Annotated in this window: 13 protein-coding genes; 4 read left to right on the top strand and 9 right to left on the bottom strand. The window is 50.6% G+C overall.

Going from position 1 to position 18,516, the window contains the following annotated elements; all coding sequences use genetic code 11:
* Positions 1 to 117: 117 nt before the first annotated feature.
* Both LDO05_RS06065 and LDO05_RS06060 read left to right on the top strand, forming a co-directional pair.
* Entirely contained in the window at positions 118 to 888 is a 771-nt protein-coding gene (locus LDO05_RS06065) for an ABC transporter ATP-binding protein (RefSeq protein WP_251377970.1), read from the top strand.
* On the top strand, positions 863 to 2,776 hold the full coding sequence (locus LDO05_RS06060) for an ABC transporter permease (protein ID WP_251377969.1): 1,914 nt from the start codon (positions 863 to 865) through the stop codon (positions 2,774 to 2,776). Before LDO05_RS06065 ends, LDO05_RS06060 begins: the two co-directional genes overlap by 26 nt.
* Positions 2,777 to 2,929: 153 nt before the next feature.
* Here LDO05_RS06060 and LDO05_RS06055 read toward each other — a convergent pair whose 3' ends face one another.
* The gene (locus LDO05_RS06055; RefSeq protein ID WP_251377968.1) at positions 2,930 to 3,355 is read right to left on the bottom strand and encodes a hypothetical protein; all 426 of its coding nucleotides are present in this window, start codon (positions 3,353 to 3,355) and stop codon (positions 2,930 to 2,932) included.
* Positions 3,356 to 3,366: 11 nt separating this feature from the next.
* Complete coding sequence (locus LDO05_RS06050) at positions 3,367 to 3,810, bottom strand: zinc ribbon domain-containing protein (RefSeq protein ID WP_251377967.1); 444 nt, start codon at positions 3,808 to 3,810, stop codon at positions 3,367 to 3,369.
* Between the two features lie 192 nt (positions 3,811 to 4,002).
* Here LDO05_RS06050 and LDO05_RS06045 point away from each other — a divergent pair, with 192 nt between their 5' ends.
* A complete protein-coding gene (locus LDO05_RS06045) occupies positions 4,003 to 4,323 on the top strand; it encodes a hypothetical protein (RefSeq protein ID WP_251377966.1) in 321 nt (106 codons plus the stop codon).
* A gap of 183 nt (positions 4,324 to 4,506) precedes the next feature.
* Here LDO05_RS06045 and LDO05_RS06040 read toward each other — a convergent pair whose 3' ends face one another.
* The 4 genes from LDO05_RS06040 to LDO05_RS06025 form a co-directional block, all read right to left on the bottom strand.
* The gene (locus LDO05_RS06040; protein WP_251377965.1) at positions 4,507 to 4,941 is read right to left on the bottom strand and encodes a disulfide oxidoreductase; all 435 of its coding nucleotides are present in this window, start codon (positions 4,939 to 4,941) and stop codon (positions 4,507 to 4,509) included.
* A gap of 2 nt (positions 4,942 to 4,943) precedes the next feature.
* Positions 4,944 to 5,678: a DsbA family protein gene (locus LDO05_RS06035; RefSeq protein ID WP_251377964.1), complete on the bottom strand. Its 735-nt coding sequence runs from the start codon at positions 5,676 to 5,678 to the stop codon at positions 4,944 to 4,946.
* Between the two features lie 186 nt (positions 5,679 to 5,864).
* The gene (locus LDO05_RS06030; protein WP_251377963.1) at positions 5,865 to 11,504 is read right to left on the bottom strand and encodes a WIAG-tail domain; all 5,640 of its coding nucleotides are present in this window, start codon (positions 11,502 to 11,504) and stop codon (positions 5,865 to 5,867) included.
* Positions 11,505 to 11,651: 147 nt separating this feature from the next.
* Positions 11,652 to 12,302 (bottom strand): 50S ribosomal protein L25, encoded by a 651-nt coding sequence (locus LDO05_RS06025; protein ID WP_251377962.1) that lies wholly within the window; start codon positions 12,300 to 12,302, stop codon positions 11,652 to 11,654.
* Positions 12,303 to 12,626: 324 nt separating this feature from the next.
* On the opposite strand from LDO05_RS06025, the gene ppk1 reads away from it, so the two are divergent.
* A complete protein-coding gene (gene ppk1, locus LDO05_RS06020) occupies positions 12,627 to 14,720 on the top strand; it encodes a polyphosphate kinase 1 (RefSeq protein ID WP_251377961.1) in 2,094 nt (697 codons plus the stop codon).
* On the opposite strand, the gene LDO05_RS06015 is transcribed toward ppk1, so the two are convergent.
* The 3 genes from LDO05_RS06015 to LDO05_RS06005 all read right to left on the bottom strand — a co-directional run bounded on the left by LDO05_RS06015 (position 14,680) and on the right by LDO05_RS06005 (position 18,445).
* Positions 14,680 to 16,224, bottom strand: coding sequence for a Ppx/GppA phosphatase family protein (locus tag LDO05_RS06015; protein WP_251377960.1), 1,545 nt, complete (start codon positions 16,222 to 16,224; stop codon positions 14,680 to 14,682). The genes ppk1 and LDO05_RS06015 overlap by 41 nt on opposite strands.
* 234 nt (positions 16,225 to 16,458) lie before the next feature.
* Positions 16,459 to 18,177, bottom strand: coding sequence for a phosphoenolpyruvate--protein phosphotransferase (gene ptsP / locus LDO05_RS06010; RefSeq protein WP_251377959.1), 1,719 nt, complete (start codon positions 18,175 to 18,177; stop codon positions 16,459 to 16,461).
* Complete coding sequence (locus LDO05_RS06005; protein WP_127200431.1) at positions 18,170 to 18,445, bottom strand: HPr family phosphocarrier protein; 276 nt, start codon at positions 18,443 to 18,445, stop codon at positions 18,170 to 18,172. The genes ptsP and LDO05_RS06005 overlap by 8 nt, the downstream gene beginning before the upstream one ends.
* Positions 18,446 to 18,516 lie beyond the last annotated feature (71 nt).

The raw sequence follows: 18,516 nt of genomic DNA, 5'->3' as shown, positions 1-18,516 counted from the left end.
ACAGATATCGGGCTGCAACCTGAAGTTCTGTAACTATTCCCGTGGACAGCACGTTATCTCTTAAGCTTCATCCATATCTGATTGTGATGTATCCAGTGAAAGGGGACCCCGTTAATTATGGAAATTTTGAAAGTGAATAATCTCAGCAAAATATATAAAGGTGCCATATCCTACGAGGCCCTATCCAAAATTCAGTTATCCGTCAGTCAAGGCGAATTTGTCGGCATCATGGGACCTTCCGGCAGCGGCAAGACCACTCTGCTGAACCTCGTCTCCACTATTGATTCTCCCACCTCGGGCGAGGTGCTGATTAATGGCAGCAACCCGCATACCCTCTCTGCCGACCAGCTTGCTGTCTTCCGCCGCAGGGAGCTAGGATTCGTGTTCCAGTCTTTCAATCTGCTCCATACGCTCACCGTCAAAGAGAATATCCTGCTTCCTCTTGCCTTGGACGGAATGGACTTGAAAGAGATGAACGCCCGGGTAGACCAGCTGTCCGAGAAGCTGGGCATTACCTCAATACTGGATAAGCGTACCTATGAAATCTCGGGAGGTCAGGCCCAGCGGACCGCGATTGCCAGAGCCCTGATTCATGAGCCCAAGCTGGTGCTGGCCGATGAGCCTACCGGCAACCTGGATTCCAAGGCGGCCCGCGATGTTATGGGAATTATGGAGAAGCGCAATCAGGAGGACGGCACAACCATGATGCTGGTCACCCATGACCCGGTTGCGGCCAGCTATTGTAACAGAGTCATCTTTATCAAGGATGGACAGCTGTACAATGAAATTCATTATGGGGACAACCGCGGGGCCTTTTATCAGAAAATTATTAATGTTCTGTCGCTTATGGGAGGGAATGCAGATGAATTTCAGACAATTCGCATTTAACAATGTTATCCGCAATAAACGGACCTACATTGCGCACTTCCTAAGCAGTGCCTTCGCGGTCATGATCTTCTTCGTGTATGCGCTGCTTCTCTTCCATCCCGATCTCCAGGGAGAGCTGGCCTCCACAAGCGGAACAATGAGTATGCTCGCGAGTATAGGCATGAGAATCTCCCAATATATTGTCTTCATCTTCTCATTCTTCTTCCTGCTGTATTCGGTCAGTGCCTTCCTGAAGCTGCGCAAGCGGGAGTTCGGGATTCTCATGCTTCTGGGCATGTCGAAGAGGCAGCTGCATAAGCTGCTGTTCATCGAGAATATCCTGATTGGCTTCGGCTCTATTCTCACTGGTATCGCAGCAGGCCTGATATTCTCCAAGCTTATTCTGCTCGTCTGTGCGAACCTGCTGGCAATTGAACGGGGGCTTAGATTCTACATTCCGCTTCAGGCAATCTGGTTGACCGCTGCCGCGTTCGCTGTCATGTTCGTAGTTATCTCGCTCTTCACTTCCCTGATGGTACGCAAGGTGGAATTGGTAGAGCTGATCAAGTCCTCCGACAAGCCGAAGCCGGAGCCGAAGGCTTCCTGGCAGCTCGCTCTCCTTGCCGTCCTTCTGATTGCTGCGGGTTATGGATGTGTCTTCTATTTTGTACTCATGCAGGTCTTCAGTCTCGGCCTTCTGGCTGCTGGTGTAGGGCTCGTTATTCTGGGCACTTATTTCCTGTTCACGCAGCTTAGTGTGTATGTTATTCGCATGCTCAAGAGAAACAAGAGTTTGTTCTTACGCCGAACTAACCTTTTGACCTTCTCGGAGCTGGCCTACCGGATGAAAGACAATGCAATCATGTTCTTCATGGTCTCGATTATATCTGCGGTTGCCTTCACCGGTATCGGAACTTGTCTGGCGATTGGGGCACCGGGTCTTGCCGAGATGACTAATCCGTATTCGTTCAGATACTCTTCTTATTACGGGAATACACAAGAACAAGAACATGTCCGTCTGATCCAGCAGGAGCTGACCAAGGGCGGCTTCCCTTATCAGATGGGCACAGTCTCACCCGGCAATACCGACAACGATCTGACCCTGATCAAGCTAAGCGACTACAACAGCCTTGCGAAGGCGCTGGGTCATCCTGCCGAACAACTGCGGGATCAGGAAGCCATTCTGGCACCAGCTACAGTGACCCAGGCCAAGGCTTACAAGCGGGATGGTATTCCTGAATTAGAATTCCAAGCAATCTGGAAAGAATATTCTGGAACATTTAAGGTCCTAAAATCGCTGGATTACGTCCTTCTTCCTGACTCGGGGAATTTGTATATCGTTACGGATAAGGCCTTCAAGACGATTTTTGCCAAGCAGATCCAAGAGAATATTAACAAGGCTTATCACTTTGTTGTAAAGGACTGGCAGAAGAGCCGGGAGGTCTCAAACCATCTCAAAAAGCTGCTTCCAGAGGATTTTGAACATTACACTTTCTCTTCCCTGGTGGATAGCTGGATTAAAGCCAGGCAAATCAACGGCATACTGTTCATCTTAAGCGGACTTGTTGGCATTGTCTTCTTCACCTTCGCAGCCAGCTTCATCTATTTCAGGCTGTATGCCGATTCGGAGAGAGACGAGGAGCAGTACAAAATGATTGCCAAGGTTGGTCTCAGCCGGAAGGAGCTTAATAAAACAGTGACCCGGCAGCTGAGCCTGATGTTCTTCCTGCCCATAGTACTGGCGATGATTCACAGCGCCGTAGCGATGACCGCCCTTCAGCAGTTGATCACCTACTCGGTCTTCGAGTATGCGATTGCGATCTTTGCCTCCTTCCTGTTCATTCAGATTGTCTATTTCCTGATTACCCGCTCGCGTTATCTGAGACAGCTGTACCGGAAGCTGATCTAGTTCAGCAGCCCGGAGAGCCGCGTTCGCAGCCTAGTGCAGTGCTAGTGCGCTTCGGAGACATAACGAGCTCCTTAACCAACAACAGGGGACGTCCCACAAGATCTTCAAGATCTTGTGGGACGTCCCCTGTCTAATGAATCAGGTTACTCCTGCCTACAGAGTACCTGATTTGCTCGCGTATGAGGATGCGGTATATTTAAATGCAAAGTATCCAAGAAGAGCGTACACAGCAGCCGGGATTAAGTTCGACAATGAAATATGGCTGAAAGGGAAAATGATGAGTACGGCCTGAAGCCACAGCGCATACGGCAAATATTTTACATTCCCGGAAGTCAGCGTTAACCAGGCTCCGAGAAGAAAGGCCTGATGAGCCAGTGCCAATAAAGGTACTGTATAGAATAACGTAATCAGTCCCGAGGTGCTTTGATAAGGGAGAATAAGTATCAGAATCTGATACAGAAATCCAACTCCAAGCCCTCCAAATAACAAGTGCAGATCATACTTCCTTAATTGACGATACCATCCGAATGATTCGAACCACCTGCGAAGCTCCTGTAAAACAACTGAAAATTGCTGCAAAATTGTTCCCCCTAACGTTTTGTCTGATCTGGCAGTGAATGGCCGCCTTCTTGAATCTCTGCCTTGGAATCAGTCCCATATTCTACTGTACTGTTATGGTTCACTTCATATGTGTGTCCACAGTGATTACAGAACTTGGCCTCGATATTGTTCGATGCCCCGCATGCCTTGCAGGTCTTGGAGTCATTGATATTCGCAATATGCAGCAGATTCTGCTCAATCGCCAGCTGAAGCTCCTGAATACGAATCGTATGACTGGATACCTGCTCTTTGGAGATAGGCCAAGTGCCCTGTTCCATGGATTCAAATACAATTCTGCCCATCGCCTCGTATTGACCATTGATCTCATTCTGCATAGAACTGTTCTGCATCTTCAACCGATTGATCTCGACCACATTCTTGGCCTTATTGCCTGCTTCAGCAACGCCGGCCTTAAATTTATTCAGAAAACTCAAGTCGACTTCCTCCCTATGGTCACAAAGTATTTTTTCACCTGACTATCAATCATTCGACATCTGTCCCTCAAATCCTTCCAATATCGGCATGATTAGACTAATCCTACCCTCCCACCAGCATGAAAAGCAAGATAAACCTTGCTATAATGAAGGCTAACAAATGAACTCCAGAGCAGATAGGAATGAAACGAAATGGCCTTTGGCGTTAGCAGGCAAGAGCTTAACGATTGGAAAAATCAAGTTAGACGCGGTGAAATTGCCTACCTTACCCACTATTGGCTCGAACCGAGATGGCCTGGAATAACGACCGTTACCAAGGTAGGCTGCTCGGATCTCCAGAAGCTTAGAGACTGGTGCGGGCAGCATGGTCTTAATCCCAAATATATTCATCAGCGCCAGCCTTATCCCCATTTTGATCTTATCGGCCAAAAGCAGGTGGCCATCCTGAAGCAGGAGCAGCTGTGGGACCAGCTCAAGCGGTTCAAGCTGCTTGAGCAGACGCCGCCCTTCTAGCCGCAGTACTGGAGGAGTTGAGAATTACACTTGTCGAGAGTATGTATAAGATATCCATGGTGGCACCCTCGTTTGGAACTTGGAACAAGAAAGAGAGCCCCAGAGGCTCTCTTTCTTGTTGTGTATTTAATTTGATATCCAGGTCTGGTCTTGCCGGGTAAGCTCAAGCCTCTGCGGCTCTCTTCACTCTGCCCGCTCTCTTCCGAGCATCAGGAACACAGTGATAAGAATGAAGGCGACAAGTGCCATCAGGGGAATCGTAATGAAACCGAACCAATCGAGATAATCCACATTACAGGGCACTCCCACCCGGCAGGGCGCAATCTTCGAGAAGCCGGGGATCTTCTGGTCAGCATAGTGGAACAGGGAGATACAGCCTCCAACAATATTAAGAGGCAGCAGATAGCGGATTATATTCCGGTCTGACCGATAGGCCGCGATGCCGAGAAGAATCACCTGCGGATACATGAATATCCGTTGGAACCAGCACAACCGGCACGGTTCAAATAACATGACTTCACTCAAATACAGACTACCAACGGTCGCAACGACGGACACCAACCAGGCCAGATATAGGGCGTATTCTCGTATTACGGAACGTACCGGCTGTTCGCTCATGGCTACTCACCTTTCAACGCTTTATCAATATCTTTCTTAAGACTGTCATAATCCAGATAGTGACCGGTATATTGTGTACCGTTAACGAGCACGGTAGGAGTAGATTGAACTCCTAATTCATCGGTCTTGGCATTATGCCTGTCCACTTCATCCTGATATTTCTTACTGTCAATATCCTGCTGGAGCTTGTTGTAGTCAATCTGCAGATTCTCTTTCTTGGCTAATTCCACAAGGTATGCCGGTGTGATCCGGCCGCTGTTCTCAGTCCCCTGATCGTGGTAAAGCGCCTCATAGTATTTCCAGAATGCCTCATTGCTCTGATGATACACGGCCTGGGCAGCCAAGGCAGCCAGATTGGATTCCTCTCCAAGGAAGGAGAAGTTCATGAAATAAAAGGCCACTTGACCTTTGTCGACATAATCCTTAACGAGCTTCGGCTTAACCTGCTCGGTGAAATCTTTACAAGCCGGACATTGGTAATCTCCAAATTCAACCACCTTCACCTTGGCATCCTTATTCCCCAACACCGGTAGGGTATCGTAAGGAATATCTGCTTTGGCTGGTTTCGGTTTGATACTGAACACAATAATAATCAAAATTAAGAGAACGGCAACGGATGAGAACCAGATCAGCCGCTTCATTCTTTGCTTCTGTAGCTGCTCTTCCCGTTTGCGTTGTGACAAGGCTGTCGTTTTCTTCTTAGGCTGCAGTGTAATCCCCTCTTTCTCTATTAACATACTGCCACAAATTCTAGTTAGTAAATAACGTTTCGTCAAGCATTAAAGCGCTTTAAAATGGCTCTTTTTCTTCCATTTCTCAAGAAGTATTAATTACGCATAAAAAAAAGGGCCTAATCCCCCGCCAATTTCAGCAGTATACCGGGACGGCCCTATAAATGTGACAGTTTTTAAAATCTACTCAATTTATGAATTACTCAAGCTTCCAATTGCAATCCAGGTAACAAATCCGTAGATCTGCGCCCCGCCCGTCTGCCGGGTCAGCTCAATGACGGCTGAGTCCCCGGAACGTGACTTAAGCGATGCATAGATGGAAGGCTGATTCGTCATCGCCACCAAGGTATAGTTGGAATCGCCGAACGGTTCATCGAACTTTATGGTCAACTCCGCCTGATCCTCTTGCCCTTGGAGCAAGAAGACTGACATGCCAAACTGCTGGATCGCATGAATGCCTCTCCGGCTTTGTACAGGTGTGACAGATAACTGATCCAGCCCGATTGTTCCAGGCTCCAAGTGCCTAGCCGCTACCGTCCCTTCGGCAAGATGATGCGACTGCACACTTTCCTCGGCCAAATGATAGCTTTGGATGGATACTGGCTTAATGTGGTCCGCACTTACCGAATCATTCTGGAGTACCGCTTCGTCTACACAGTCTTCCTGTAAATGCTCCCGCGAAATGCTTGCTGCTTCAAGATGCGTCCCCTGAATCCCGCCCTCGGGAAGCAGACCGCCAGACAACAGCTCCTTGGAGAAATGTGCTTTGTTAATAATACCACGTTGAATGTGTCCGGAAGCCACCGCTTCTTTGGCGATATGCCGGCTGTCGACACTATTGGCCGCAAGCTGTTTGGATTGAACCGCGCCTGCTGCAAGCTTCTCCGAGCTGATTGAACCGTTCTGAAGCGAATTACCGGAAATAGCCTGCACGCCTAGATGGTGTCCCAGTATGGAACCAGACTGTAAATGATCAGGTCCGATTGATTCTGGTGCCAAGTGGTACGACTGAATCGCACTACCGGATATTTTCTCTGCACCAATCGACTCATCCTGCAAAGATTGACCTGAGATCGCTCCCTCGGCCAGATGATATTCGTGGACAGCTCCGGCTTGCAGATGAACGGTGCCCACTGAATGGGTTGCAATATGGCGTGATTGCACCGATTCTTCCCCCAGTGACGTCTCCAGAACACATCCCGCTGATAAATGCACCGGAAGAATAGCACCATCTGAGATATGAGATGGATTCACACTCCCATCTGCCAAATGTATGGCCTCTACTGCCCCATCCGCCAGCTTCATAGATGTAATTGCCCCGTCACGAATCGCTGCTCCGGAGACCGCCTGAGACGCAAGATGCATCTCCTGCACAGCTCCGAAGTTAATGTGCTCGGAATGAATAGAAGCCAGATCCATGTTCGCTGACCTCACAGCACGGCCTGCAATTAATTCCGAATGGATCACGCCTGGGGAGAGGTGATAAGACTGGATGGATTCCTCTGCGATCTTGGAAGAGATGACACTTCCTTCAACCAGATGTCGTGCGCTGACTGAGTCCTCAGACAGCTTCTCGGAAGTAACTGCGCCTTCCTCCAGGATCGTCCCAGAGACCGCACCGGCTGCCAAATGTCTGGCTTCAATCGCACCAGAAGCAATATGGCCGGACATAATTGAACCTTCTGCCACATGCTCAGGATAGATGATATCTGGCTGGAGATGATCTGAAGCTACTGTACCGGCTGCAAGATGTCTAGCCTCAATTGCGCCTGAAGCGATGTGAACAGAACCTATGGAGCCTTCTGCCACATGCTCCGGTTGAATGATGCCTGACTGCAGATGATCAGAAGCTACCGTACCTGCCGCGAGATGCCGGGTCTGGATGGTACCGGATGCCAGATGGCCTGCGACAACCGCTTCGGGCGATATATGTTGGGACTGCACGGTTCCTTCTTGCAGTTGATCGGATTGGATAGAGCCTGCCGACAGATGCCGGGTCTGCACACTGCCTGGAGCCAGCTTGGAGGAGGTTACACTCTCTTCCGCCAGATGATGCGATTGAACAGCTTCCTGTGCAATCTTAGCCGAGCTGATCGCAGCCTCTTCCAGAATGGAGCCGGATATAGCTTCTGAAGCAAGATGCTTGGCACGGATAACCCCTTCAGCGATATGATTAGGTCCAATCGAGCCTTCCGCAAGATGCTCGGCTTGCACGGATTCCATTCTAAGATGATCAGAACCTATCGAGCTTGCCGCTATATGTCTGGATTGGATCACGCCTGACGCGAAGTGGGAAGAGCCGAGGGACTCTGCAATGATATGTTCAGCATGCACAGCTTCCTTCGCGAGAAGCCCCGAATGAATCAGGCCTTCTGCCAGATGCTCTGATCGTACGCTGCCCTCGGCAAGCTTGGTTGATGTAACACTCCCCTCGGCAAGATGAGGGGTACCAATCGCTCCAGCGGCAATCTTCTCAGCGCCCACTCCTCCATTCATCAGTGAAGCCCCTGTAATTGATCCAGCGGCAAGATGTCTCGGCTCAACAGCCCCGTCTGCCAGGTGCTCAGCCCCTATGGCTCCTTCTGCCAAGTGACCTGACTGCACAGCCCCCGTTCTGATATGGCTGGAGCCGACTGCATCTTCCGCCATATGCCTGGATTGAATCGTCTGGGCGGCGAGGTGATGGGATCCAAGCGACTCCGGAGCAATATGCTCGGCATGAACAGCACCTTCTGCCAATAAGTTGGAATGAATGATACCCGCTTGCAGATGATATCCTCTTACACTGCCTGTAGCCAGTTTGGAGGAAGTTACGCTGCCTTCCGCAAGATGGAAGGTATGAATCGCTTCACCAGCAATCTTCTCCGATCTTACAGCTCCATTCTCCAGAGCTGAGCCCGTGATTGCTTCAGAGGCAATATGCCTGGACTGAATTGCCCCCGAGGCAATGTGGCTTGTGCCTACAGCCCCTTCATAGATATGATCGTCTTGAATGGCTCCTGTCCTGATATGCCCGGAGCCAACCGAGTCCTCGGCTAGATGTGTCGACGTAACCGAACCGGGTCTAAGGTGAGCGGAGCCCAGCGAGTCAGAAGCAATATGCTCGGCATGAACAGCGCCTTCTGCCAGGAGATGGGGCAGAATCAGCCCGCTGGACAAATGATGAGACTGCACGCTGCTTGAGGCTAGCTTGGTTGAAGTCACACTGCCATCTGCAAGATGAAGGGACTTCACAGCTTCTTCCGCAATCTTCTCCGAGCTTACCGCATCGTTCTCTAAGCTGGAACCTGCCAGGCTTCCTGCAGCTACATGCCTTCCATGAACAGCTCCGGGAGCAATCTGTCCGGCACCTACCGAGGCTTCGCCAAGGTGATTAGACTGTACAGCTCCGGCAGCGAGATGAGCTGGGCCAACAGCTCCTTCCGCAATATGCTGTGACTGTACCGCGCCCGAGACAAGATGGCCTGAGTGCAGGGCATCTTGTGCGATATGGTCAGCGTGTACTGCTCCCTCAGCCAGCAGATCAGACTGAATAAGCCCTGTGGACAAATGGTGTGACTGTACACTTCCCGAAGCGATCTTGGAGGAGGTTACACTCCCTTCAGCCAAATGCTGAGTATTAACAGCTGCTTCCGCAATTTTGTCTGCGGTGACAGACTCCTGTGCCAGTGCTGACTCTGTCACTGCCTTCTCAGCAAGGTGGCGGCTGAGTACAGATCCGCTGACAAGATGCTTTGCCCCTAAGGAGTCAGGCGCAACATGTCTGGAGTGCACCGCGTTCTCAGCCAGCGCATCCTCACCTACCGCACGGTCTGCCAGATGGGCAGGCAGGATGGATGCAGGCAGGATCTTGGACGAAGTCACGCTGCCCTCGGCAAGCTTTCCGGTCGTAACCGCTAGATCATTAATTTTGTCCGTGGATACGCTCTCCGGGGAGAGCTTCAGGGAAGTTACGGCATGATTCTGCAGATGATGCTGGAATACGGAACCTGCCTCCAGGTGATGATCCTTAATAGCTCCAGAATCAATAATCTCACTGGTGACTGACCGATGCTGCAGAGCTGCTGTGCCAATCGAGGCTCTCTTCAGATGTTCGGCACGTATAGCACCCTGCTCAATATGCTCGGAGCCGACAGCTCCTTCTTGAATCGCACTGCTGTTCACGCTGTTCTCAGCAAGATGAGCCTCATGAATGGCTTCAAATGCGATATGCTCGGAAGAAATACTTTTCCCGCTCACCGCCGCACCGGTCACAGCGCCCCCAGCGATCTTGTCTGCGGACACGCTGGCATCGGCCAGCTTATCCTCTGAAATGCTGCCCGGCTGAATATGCCGCTCAGCTACGGCATTCTGGGCGAGATGGGACTCGAGCACCGCTTTTGCAGCTATTTTACCGCTGATTATGGAGCCTGCTTGAATATGACGTTCATGAATGGAATTATCGGCAAGGTGGCTCTCCCGGAGGGAGCCTGACTGGATGTGTTCGGACCCCACCGCACCGGCCGCCAGCTGGGCACTGTGAACAGCCTCTTTCCCAATATGCCGGGTGATTACCGCTTCGTCAGCAATTTTGTGGGGGAGAATACTTTGATCAGCAATCTTGGAGGACGTTACCGCCTGTTCCACAATCTGCGCAGTTCCGACAGACTGATCCGCCAGCTTCGTAGAGATGATGCTTCGATCCGCGATATGACGGCTTTCAATCTCCCCGGAGCCGATCTGCTCTTCCCCCACACTTCCCGCTGCAAAGTGATTACGGCATATGGATTCGGGCGCGATGTGCCGGGATTCGATGGACTGCTCCTTGATGTGACGGCCTAGCACGGATTCCTCCTCCAGCTCTGAAGCCCCTACACTTCCGGGAGCGAGCAGTCCGCTAGCACTGATCCCTGACGCCAAATGTTCGGAGGTGATCGTGTGCAGAGCAATATGCCTTGCTTCTATACTAGCTTCCGCAAGCTTGGAGCCAGTGACCGCTCCATCTTGAAGCTTGGACTCTGTAACAGAACGTTCGCTCAGCTTGGAAGTATCAATAATTCCATTTGACAGATTAATGGATTGAATCGAGCCGCTTCGGATCTTCTCGGAGGTCACTGCCTGGTCCTGCAGAAGCTCTGTTGTAATCAGCCCTCCGCTTAAATGCCGGCTGCCGATCGAGCCATCTGCCAATTTATCAGCGCTGATTACTTTGTCCGCCAGCTTATCTGCCGAGATGCTTCCATCCTGGATTTTCTCTCCGCTAAGGGTACCATACGCAATCTTTTGCCCTTGAATCGAGCTGTCTATAAAGTGCTCACCTGTTAATGAATTTGGGGCAACCTTTGACCCGGTTACCGCGCCTTCCGCAATATTCAGACTGGTTACCGCATAGTCGGCCAGCCAAGCGGTACCGATAGAGCCATACTTGATCTTAGTCGCATCTATCGTGTAAGGCGCTATCTTCTCCCCCGTGACTGCCGAATCCGAAATATCATCCGTATAGACGACAGGATGGCGGACCGTTGCCCAGGACTCCCCCGTGCGCCCGGATTGTGAAGGAGGCTGCTCCTTTACAGGAGGCGGACTTTGAACCTTCGTATCCACACTGGAACTAACAACTTCCTCCTTGGGCACAGCCTTGTCTTCTACAGGCTGATGCTGAGGCTGAGGCTGGGGATGGGGCTTCTCTTCCACAGGCGCCAAGGCCTGTGACAAATGCACCTCGTTATGCTTCTCCATCTTGCTTCTGGCCCTGGCTTTCTCAAGCAGATCCATCTCATCGAACTCGGGGTTTTCTTCCCGGTAACTAAGCTGTCTGCTTCTAACCGGTTTGGTGACTTTCCCTTTCTTCAAGCCGATCTCTCCTTCCTGGGTGCTTTCGTCTGCGATATCATATGCAGCGAATTAGGCACTTGTCACTTCCCTCAAGCACCAACACCAAAAAGGACCGGAGCGCTTCCGCTCCGGTCCTTCCATTACCAAGTATATGATTGGGCCAGCTTAGGCCTCATCACTCTTATTGTCTGTCTCTGCCGCTTCAGCAGCTCCATCGCCCTCAGCTGCGGCATCGGCTCCTTCTTCCGGCGTTGCTTCAAGTGCTGCGCGCGGAAGAACAATCGAGGCCAGGAGCGCATCCTCGGAGGTAATCAGGGTTACCCCTGCCGGAAGCTTCACATCCGCAGCCGTCAGCTTGTCTCCCGTTCCAAGTCCGGTAACCTCGATATCAATCCCTGCCGGGAGGGAATCCGGAAGACCTTCGACCTCAAGCTCGGTCTCCTGTGTCTGTAGAATGCCGCCTGTCTTGGTTCCTTCAGGAGTACCAATATAATGGATCGGCACTTTCACCCGGATCGGCTTATTCTTCGATACATGCTGGAAGTCAACATGGACCACTTTCCCGCCCCGCTGCTGAACATCCTTGATCAGGGCCGGAAAGCTGTCACCACCCGCAATCGAAAGCTCAAAAAATTCTGACCGGCCTGTGCGTGCCACCTTCTGCAGGTCCTTAGCATCCACATGCAGGGAGATATTTCCGATTTGGGATCCATAGATCACGCCCGGAATACGCCCCTTCTCTCTTAATTGACGCAAAGAGCCGCTTGATCCTGCTCTTTTCTCAGCATTAAGCTTCACATTATGTTCTGCACTCATTCTCCACGACCTCCTCAAAGTTTGGCGAAGCCTAAAGCCACGCCGGTCACTCTTGTATATTCTCGGCAGCCCACCGTCCGGTTCAATATTCCGCGATTCGGACATACTCAACCGGCACATAGCAAGGGCTATATCATTTATTTACCCATATTTGAGGCAAAGCTTTCACTTTTTGGGTAAAAAATAGTTCTGGAGGTCGTTTCGCTTTACATTCCTTAATAAATTTTACATGGATTTTACAAAAGTCAGCTTTTTTCTCAGTTGCAGAATAGTACAATGTAGGAATAAGGTTATTAGCGTAATTTTGCGGAGGTCGTTGGACAGATGACACATATTAATAATAAAGATGATGGTTCAAGATATCTTAACAGGGACTTAAGCTGGATCGAGTTCAATTGGCGCGTGCTGCAGGAAGCCCAGGACCCTGGAACCCCTCTGCTTGAGCGGGCCAAGTTCCTATCCATTGTGTCCAGCAATCTGGATGAATTCATGAGTGTCCGCGTGGCAGGCATCCAGGATCAGATGCGTGCGGGTTATGCCAAAAAGGATTTTACAGGCTACACTCCGGCCGGCCTGTACAAACGCCTGGTCTCCCGCATCTCCAAAATGGTGCACACCCAGTACCGTACATACCGCGATATCATGCGGCAGCTCACCAAAGAGCATATACAGCTCTTGAAATATGAAGATCTGAACAAGGCACAGCGCCAATCGATGGAAGACTATTATCATGACATTATCTTCCCGGTACTTACACCTATGGCGGTAGATCAGAGCCGGCCTTTTCCACTGGTTCATAATCTGTTCGTATATTTGGCGGTTGTCTTGAAGCGGGATGGAGACAATCCAGAAGAGGAGCCTTATTTCGCAGTTGTGCAGGTCCCTTCCAATCTGTCGCGGTTCGTGCCGCTTCCCCAGCACTCGAACAGCAAGAAGCAGTCCTTTATTCTTATTGAGGAGCTGATCAAGCATCATATCCATACCTTGTTCAGCGGTTATATTCCCCTTGCGGTCCATGAATTCCGGGTTACCCGTAATGCGGATCTGACCATTGATGAGGAAGGCGCGGAGGATCTGCTTGAAGAAATTGAGAAGGAGCTGCGCAAGCGGCGCTGGGGTGCTCCCGTCCGCCTGGAGGTTCAGAAAGGCTTTCATCCCTATGCACTTGAGCTGCTTCAGGATGAATTTGAGATTACAGATGCTGTATTCGAGATTGAGGGTCCGCTGGACCTGACCTTCCTTCGTCATTTCACCGGTTCAGTGCAAGGAAGCCCCAAGCTGCGTTACCCGCAGGATGAGCCGCCCTATCCGAAGGAATTCGAGGAGAATGAAGATTTCTTCGAGGTGCTTAAGGAACGGGACGTGCTGATGTACCACCCGTATGAATGCTTTGATGCCGTGACTGATTTCATTGTCCAGGCTTCGGAAGATCCCCATGTCATGGCCATCAAGATGACGCTCTACAGGGTAAGCGGGAACTCGCCGCTGATTCGCGCCTTGGCGGACGCAGCCGAATCCGGGAAGCAGGTTACCGTTGTTGTTGAGCTGAAGGCCAGGTTCGATGAGGAGCGGAATATCGCTTGGGCCCGGACTTTAGAGAAAGCAGGCTGTCATGTGGTGTATGGGCTTGTGGGGCTCAAGACCCATGCGAAGATTCTGCTTATCGTTCGTCAGGAAGGTCCTGATCTTAAGAGATATGTACATGTCGGTACAGGCAATTACAATGACATCACCGCCAGACTCTACACCGATATCGGTATGTTCACCACTCATCCTTCCATTGGCGAGGATGCCTCGGAGCTGTTCAATCTAATTACCGGATACTCTGCCGTGCATCACTGGCAATCCCTGACGCTTGCACCTGACAATATGCAGAACAAGCTCATCCGTCTCTTCGAGAGAGAGTCGGAGCATGCCCGCAGCGGAAGACCGGCGAGAATCATCGCCAAGATGAACTCCCTGTCGAGCCAGGAGATGATAGACGCCCTATATTCTGCTTCACAAAGCGGGGTGCAGATTGATCTGATTATACGCGGTGTATGCTGCCTGCGGCCCGGAGTTGAGGGTCTCAGCGACCACATTACCGTAAGAAGCATTGTCGACCGGTTCCTGGAGCATTCAAGGATATACTACTTTGAGAATGGCGGCCAGCCCGAAGTCTGGATCTCCAGTGCGGACTGGATGACCCGGAATTTGACCCGCCGGATTGAGCTTATGTGCCCGGTATATGAAGAAGCTGCCCGCAATATGGTCATCCAGATTCTAAGCCTCTCCCTGGCTGATAATGTGAAGGCCAAGCAGCTTTTGCCGAATGGCAAATACGAGAGAATCGCAAGCGATCTCCCGTCCTGCCGCAGCCAATTTGCAGCTCTTGATATTAGTACCTGGAAGAAGTCTGAATTTCCCACTTCAATTTAATATCCCAGGCTTTCTGAAAGACCTTCGCTGCCGCATCCAGTTCCCTGAGTTCAATAAAGGGCTGGCTGCGGCAGTTTAGCTTCAATGTTAGAGTCTTGTTCTCCTTCTTAGCTATGATGGAAGTAACGGGCTGAGTCTCGCTCGCATCAAGTGCGATCGCTACCTGCAGCAGAGCGGCAAGCCGGGCGGTTAACTTCGTATCCTCTTCTTTTAGAATACTGTTCTGGTAGACCTCCGCGCTTGTCTGCTTCCCGTTCTTCGCTCTGAATTCCGCAATCAGCGCAATAAGCACAATCTCCCGGTGGGTTAATCCCCCCAGAGGCGCATTGAGCAGCCAGTAGAATGTATGCTTCTCATACTGGTGATACCACAGCGAGGCGCCTATCTTATAAAGCATGGCAGACACATGAAGAATGCGTCCGGCAAGCGCCTCATCCATGGCGGGATTCAGTTCGTTAAGCAGCTGCACTGATAACTGGTGAACGTGATTCAGATGACGGGGAGAGACCGCCGATTGAAAAGAAAGCAGCGAGCGGACTTGGCGGTCAACGACTTCCGAAGCCTCAGGAAGCCTGGTCTTCAACACGTCGTGCAGGAGTCCCTCACGCAATCCCGTTCCACTGATTAGACAATATTTGGCCTTAATGCAGCTGAAGATCGTATGCAGAATCAGCACACCGGGCACAATGAGATCCACCCTGTTCTTGGATAATCCAGGCAGCCTTCTGCGCTGATCTACCGGAATTGAGGGCAGATGTTCCGCATAGTAATTCACGCTGTCTTCTTCAAGTACATAGTGATGGGTCATTGGCAAAGGATACTTGTTTCTGCGCTGATCCAGCTTGCCTAGTGATCGAATGGTCCCGCCAAGTCCAATGAGCGGAAGCCCGGGATGATTCGAGATCCAGTCATGCTGACGCATCAGTTCCCGCAGTTCCTGGATCAGCCCAAGACTAGACAGCGATGTCCATCCGCTTGACGTGGAGAATTTATAGTTCGCATTTACGGCGCCAAAAGGCAATGAGACACTATGAAGCAGTTCCCGATTCCGGAACAGCGTAATCTCCGTACTCCCCCCGCCAATGTCAATAATGAATCCATCCGAAACCCCAATTCCCTGAGCTACCCCAAGGAATCCGTAGAGTGCCTCCTCCGTTCCCGACAACACCTCAATCGAGAGACCTGTATGCTTGCTCAGCGTATCTACGATCTCGTCTGCATTGACCGCATTGCGGATTGCCGCTGTCGCCGCGACACGAATACGCCCGCATTCATAAGACTGGCATATATTCCTGAATTCACTCAGCACGGGAACTATAGACAGAATACCCTCATGCTCCATTCTGCCATCCGCACTAATCTTCTCACTAAGACGGGCAGATTCCTTGCTCTCATGAACAACCCGGTAGTCGCCAGAAGAAGTCACCTCATACACCACAACCCGGATCGAGTTGGAACCAATATCAATAATGCCCACGGTGCTGCGCTTGTCGTTCATATGCATATGTATACTCCTTGTAAGTAGGTATAAGTTCATTATAAACCCATTAAATCAGGCTAAATCAGCGATTATATAAAATATTCAGATTTCCCCATTCCACTCTAGCCTATCCCTAATCAAAAATAAACCCAATTCACCAATAACAAAAAAACCGGTATCCTAAGATACCGGCCAGGGAAGTCCCCTATATTCATTCATAACGCAGTTGGAAAAAGTTAAAACGGATTACACCCGTCGTTACAGCTTGGCTTCAATCTCTCTCACCAGCTCCACAACCTGTTCAGCGGTCTGGAGTTCCAGTGCTTTAGCCGCAAGCTCCTTCATATCCGCTTGGGACAGCTTGGAGATAAGGGAACGCGCCGGCAAAATAGAGGTGGCACTCATACTGAATTCATCGAGTCCAAGTCCCAGCAGGAGTGGAATCGCTGTCGTATCACCAGCCATCTCACCGCACATTCCCGCCCAGCGGCCTTCTTTGTGCGCCGCGTCAATAACCATCTTGACCAGACGAAGAATGGCTGGATTGTACGGTTGGTACAGATAGGACACCCGCTCATTCATCCGGTCAGCAGCCATAGTGTATTGAATCAGGTCATTCGTACCGATACTGAAGAAATCTACTTCCTTGGCAAATTGATCGGCCAAAACCGCTGTTGAAGGAATCTCGACCATGATGCCGAGCTGAATGTTCTCAGAGACTTCGATTCCTTCTGCAATCAGCTTCTGCTTCTCTTCAAGCAGCAGGGCCTTGGCTTCACGGAATTCACCAAGGGTGGCGATCATAGGGAACATGATCCGCAGATTCCCGTACACACTTGCCCGAAGCAGTGCTCGAAGCTGCGTACGGAAGATATCCGTACGATCCAGGCACAGGCGTACCGCGCGGAATCCAAGGAAAGGGTTCATTTCCTTCGGAAGCTCGAGATAAGGAAGCTCCTTGTCTCCACCGATATCCAGTGTGCGGACAACTACAGGCTTGCCTTCCATTTTCTCAAGAACTGTCTTGTAAGCATTGAACTGAACATCCTCAGAAGGCAGCTTGTCACGGCCCATATACAGGAATTCAGTACGGTACAGACCTACGGCTTCACCGCCGTTATCGATAACCCCTGCAACATCATTCGGCGTACCGATATTCGCTGCAAGCTCGACATGAACACCATCTTTAGAGACTGACTTCTGATCACGCAGCTTGTTCCACTCCGCACGCTGCTCTTGATACTTCAGCTGCTTCGCTCTATATTCTGAGACTACCTCTTCAGTCGGATTAATCATGACCTGACCATCCAGCCCGTCCACAATGATCAAATCTCCGTTGTTCACTTTCTCAACAACTTCCTTGGTACCCACCACTGCAGGAATCTCCAAAGAACGGGCCATGATCGCAGAGTGGGAAGTCCGTCCACCAATATTCGTAGTGAAGCCAAGCACATAGTTACGATTCAATTGAGCTGTATCTGAAGGTGTCAGGTCTTCTGCAATGACAATAACCTCTTCGCTAATCTCTGCCGGATTGACATAAGTCAATCCGAGCAGATGAGTCAGCACGCGCTTGGTTACATCACGCATATCCGCAGCGCGTTCCTGCAGATAAGCACTCTTCATGTTCTCGAACATGGATATGAACTGGGACGCAGTCTCATTCAGCGCGTATTCCGCATTAACCTGTTCAGTCGTGATCATTGAACGAACCGGGTCAATAAGCTCGGGATCATTCAGAATCAGGAGGTGGGATTCAAAAATCTCCGCCTTCTTCTCGCCAAGCTCGGCGCGGGTGCGTTCCTTAATGGCTTCGAGCTCCTGTTGTGATTTCGCCAGGGCATTGTCAAAGCGGGCAATTTCGGCATCTGGGCTCTCTACAGACTGCTTATTGATTGTGAAATCAGGGTGCTCAAGCTTGAAGGCGCGGGCAATCGCAACGCCAGCAGATGCTGCAATCCCCTCAATCTTAATCATTAATTTCGCCTAGCCCTTCGCTTACCATAATATCGGAGAGTGCGCTCAGCGCCGCTTCAGCTTCTTCGCCTTCAGAAGAAAGAGTAATGATATCGCCCTGTTCGAGACCTAGAGACAGAACACCCAGAATGGATTTCAGTGTCACTTTCTTGCCTTTTGCTTCAGCGAAGGACTCAGCCCCTTTGAATTTGTTGGCTGTGTTCACCAATGCTGTAGCCGGGCGTGCATGGATACCGTCTTCATCCGTAATTTTAAAGTTTCTTTGCATAGTCATACATCCCACTTTCTTTAATAATATAGGTTGTTACTTCATCTTATGAGGTAACTTGGCTTCATTAC

The sequence above is a fragment of the Paenibacillus sp. YPG26 genome, assembly GCF_023704175.1.
GTDB lineage: Bacteria > Bacillota > Bacilli > Paenibacillales > Paenibacillaceae > Fontibacillus.
The sequence above is the reverse complement of the archived record's forward strand: the minus strand, read 5'-3'. Positions and strand labels throughout refer to the sequence as shown.

Coding starts and splice junctions, on each gene's coding strand:
- LDO05_RS06005 (WP_127200431.1), bottom strand. CDS start 18,445: ATGCAAAGAAACTTTAAAATTACGGATGAAGACGGTATCCATGCACGC.
- LDO05_RS06065 (WP_251377970.1), top strand. CDS start 118: ATGGAAATTTTGAAAGTGAATAATCTCAGCAAAATATATAAAGGTGCC.
- LDO05_RS06025 (WP_251377962.1), bottom strand. CDS start 12,302: ATGAGTGCAGAACATAATGTGAAGCTTAATGCTGAGAAAAGAGCAGGA.
- LDO05_RS06035 (WP_251377964.1), bottom strand. CDS start 5,678: ATGTTAATAGAGAAAGAGGGGATTACACTGCAGCCTAAGAAGAAAACG.
- LDO05_RS06045 (WP_251377966.1), top strand. CDS start 4,003: ATGGCCTTTGGCGTTAGCAGGCAAGAGCTTAACGATTGGAAAAATCAA.
- ptsP (WP_251377959.1), bottom strand. CDS start 18,177: ATGATTAAGATTGAGGGGATTGCAGCATCTGCTGGCGTTGCGATTGCC.
- ppk1 (WP_251377961.1), top strand. CDS start 12,627: ATGACACATATTAATAATAAAGATGATGGTTCAAGATATCTTAACAGG.
- LDO05_RS06015 (WP_251377960.1), bottom strand. CDS start 16,224: ATGCATATGAACGACAAGCGCAGCACCGTGGGCATTATTGATATTGGT.
- LDO05_RS06040 (WP_251377965.1), bottom strand. CDS start 4,941: ATGAGCGAACAGCCGGTACGTTCCGTAATACGAGAATACGCCCTATAT.
- LDO05_RS06060 (WP_251377969.1), top strand. CDS start 863: ATGAATTTCAGACAATTCGCATTTAACAATGTTATCCGCAATAAACGG.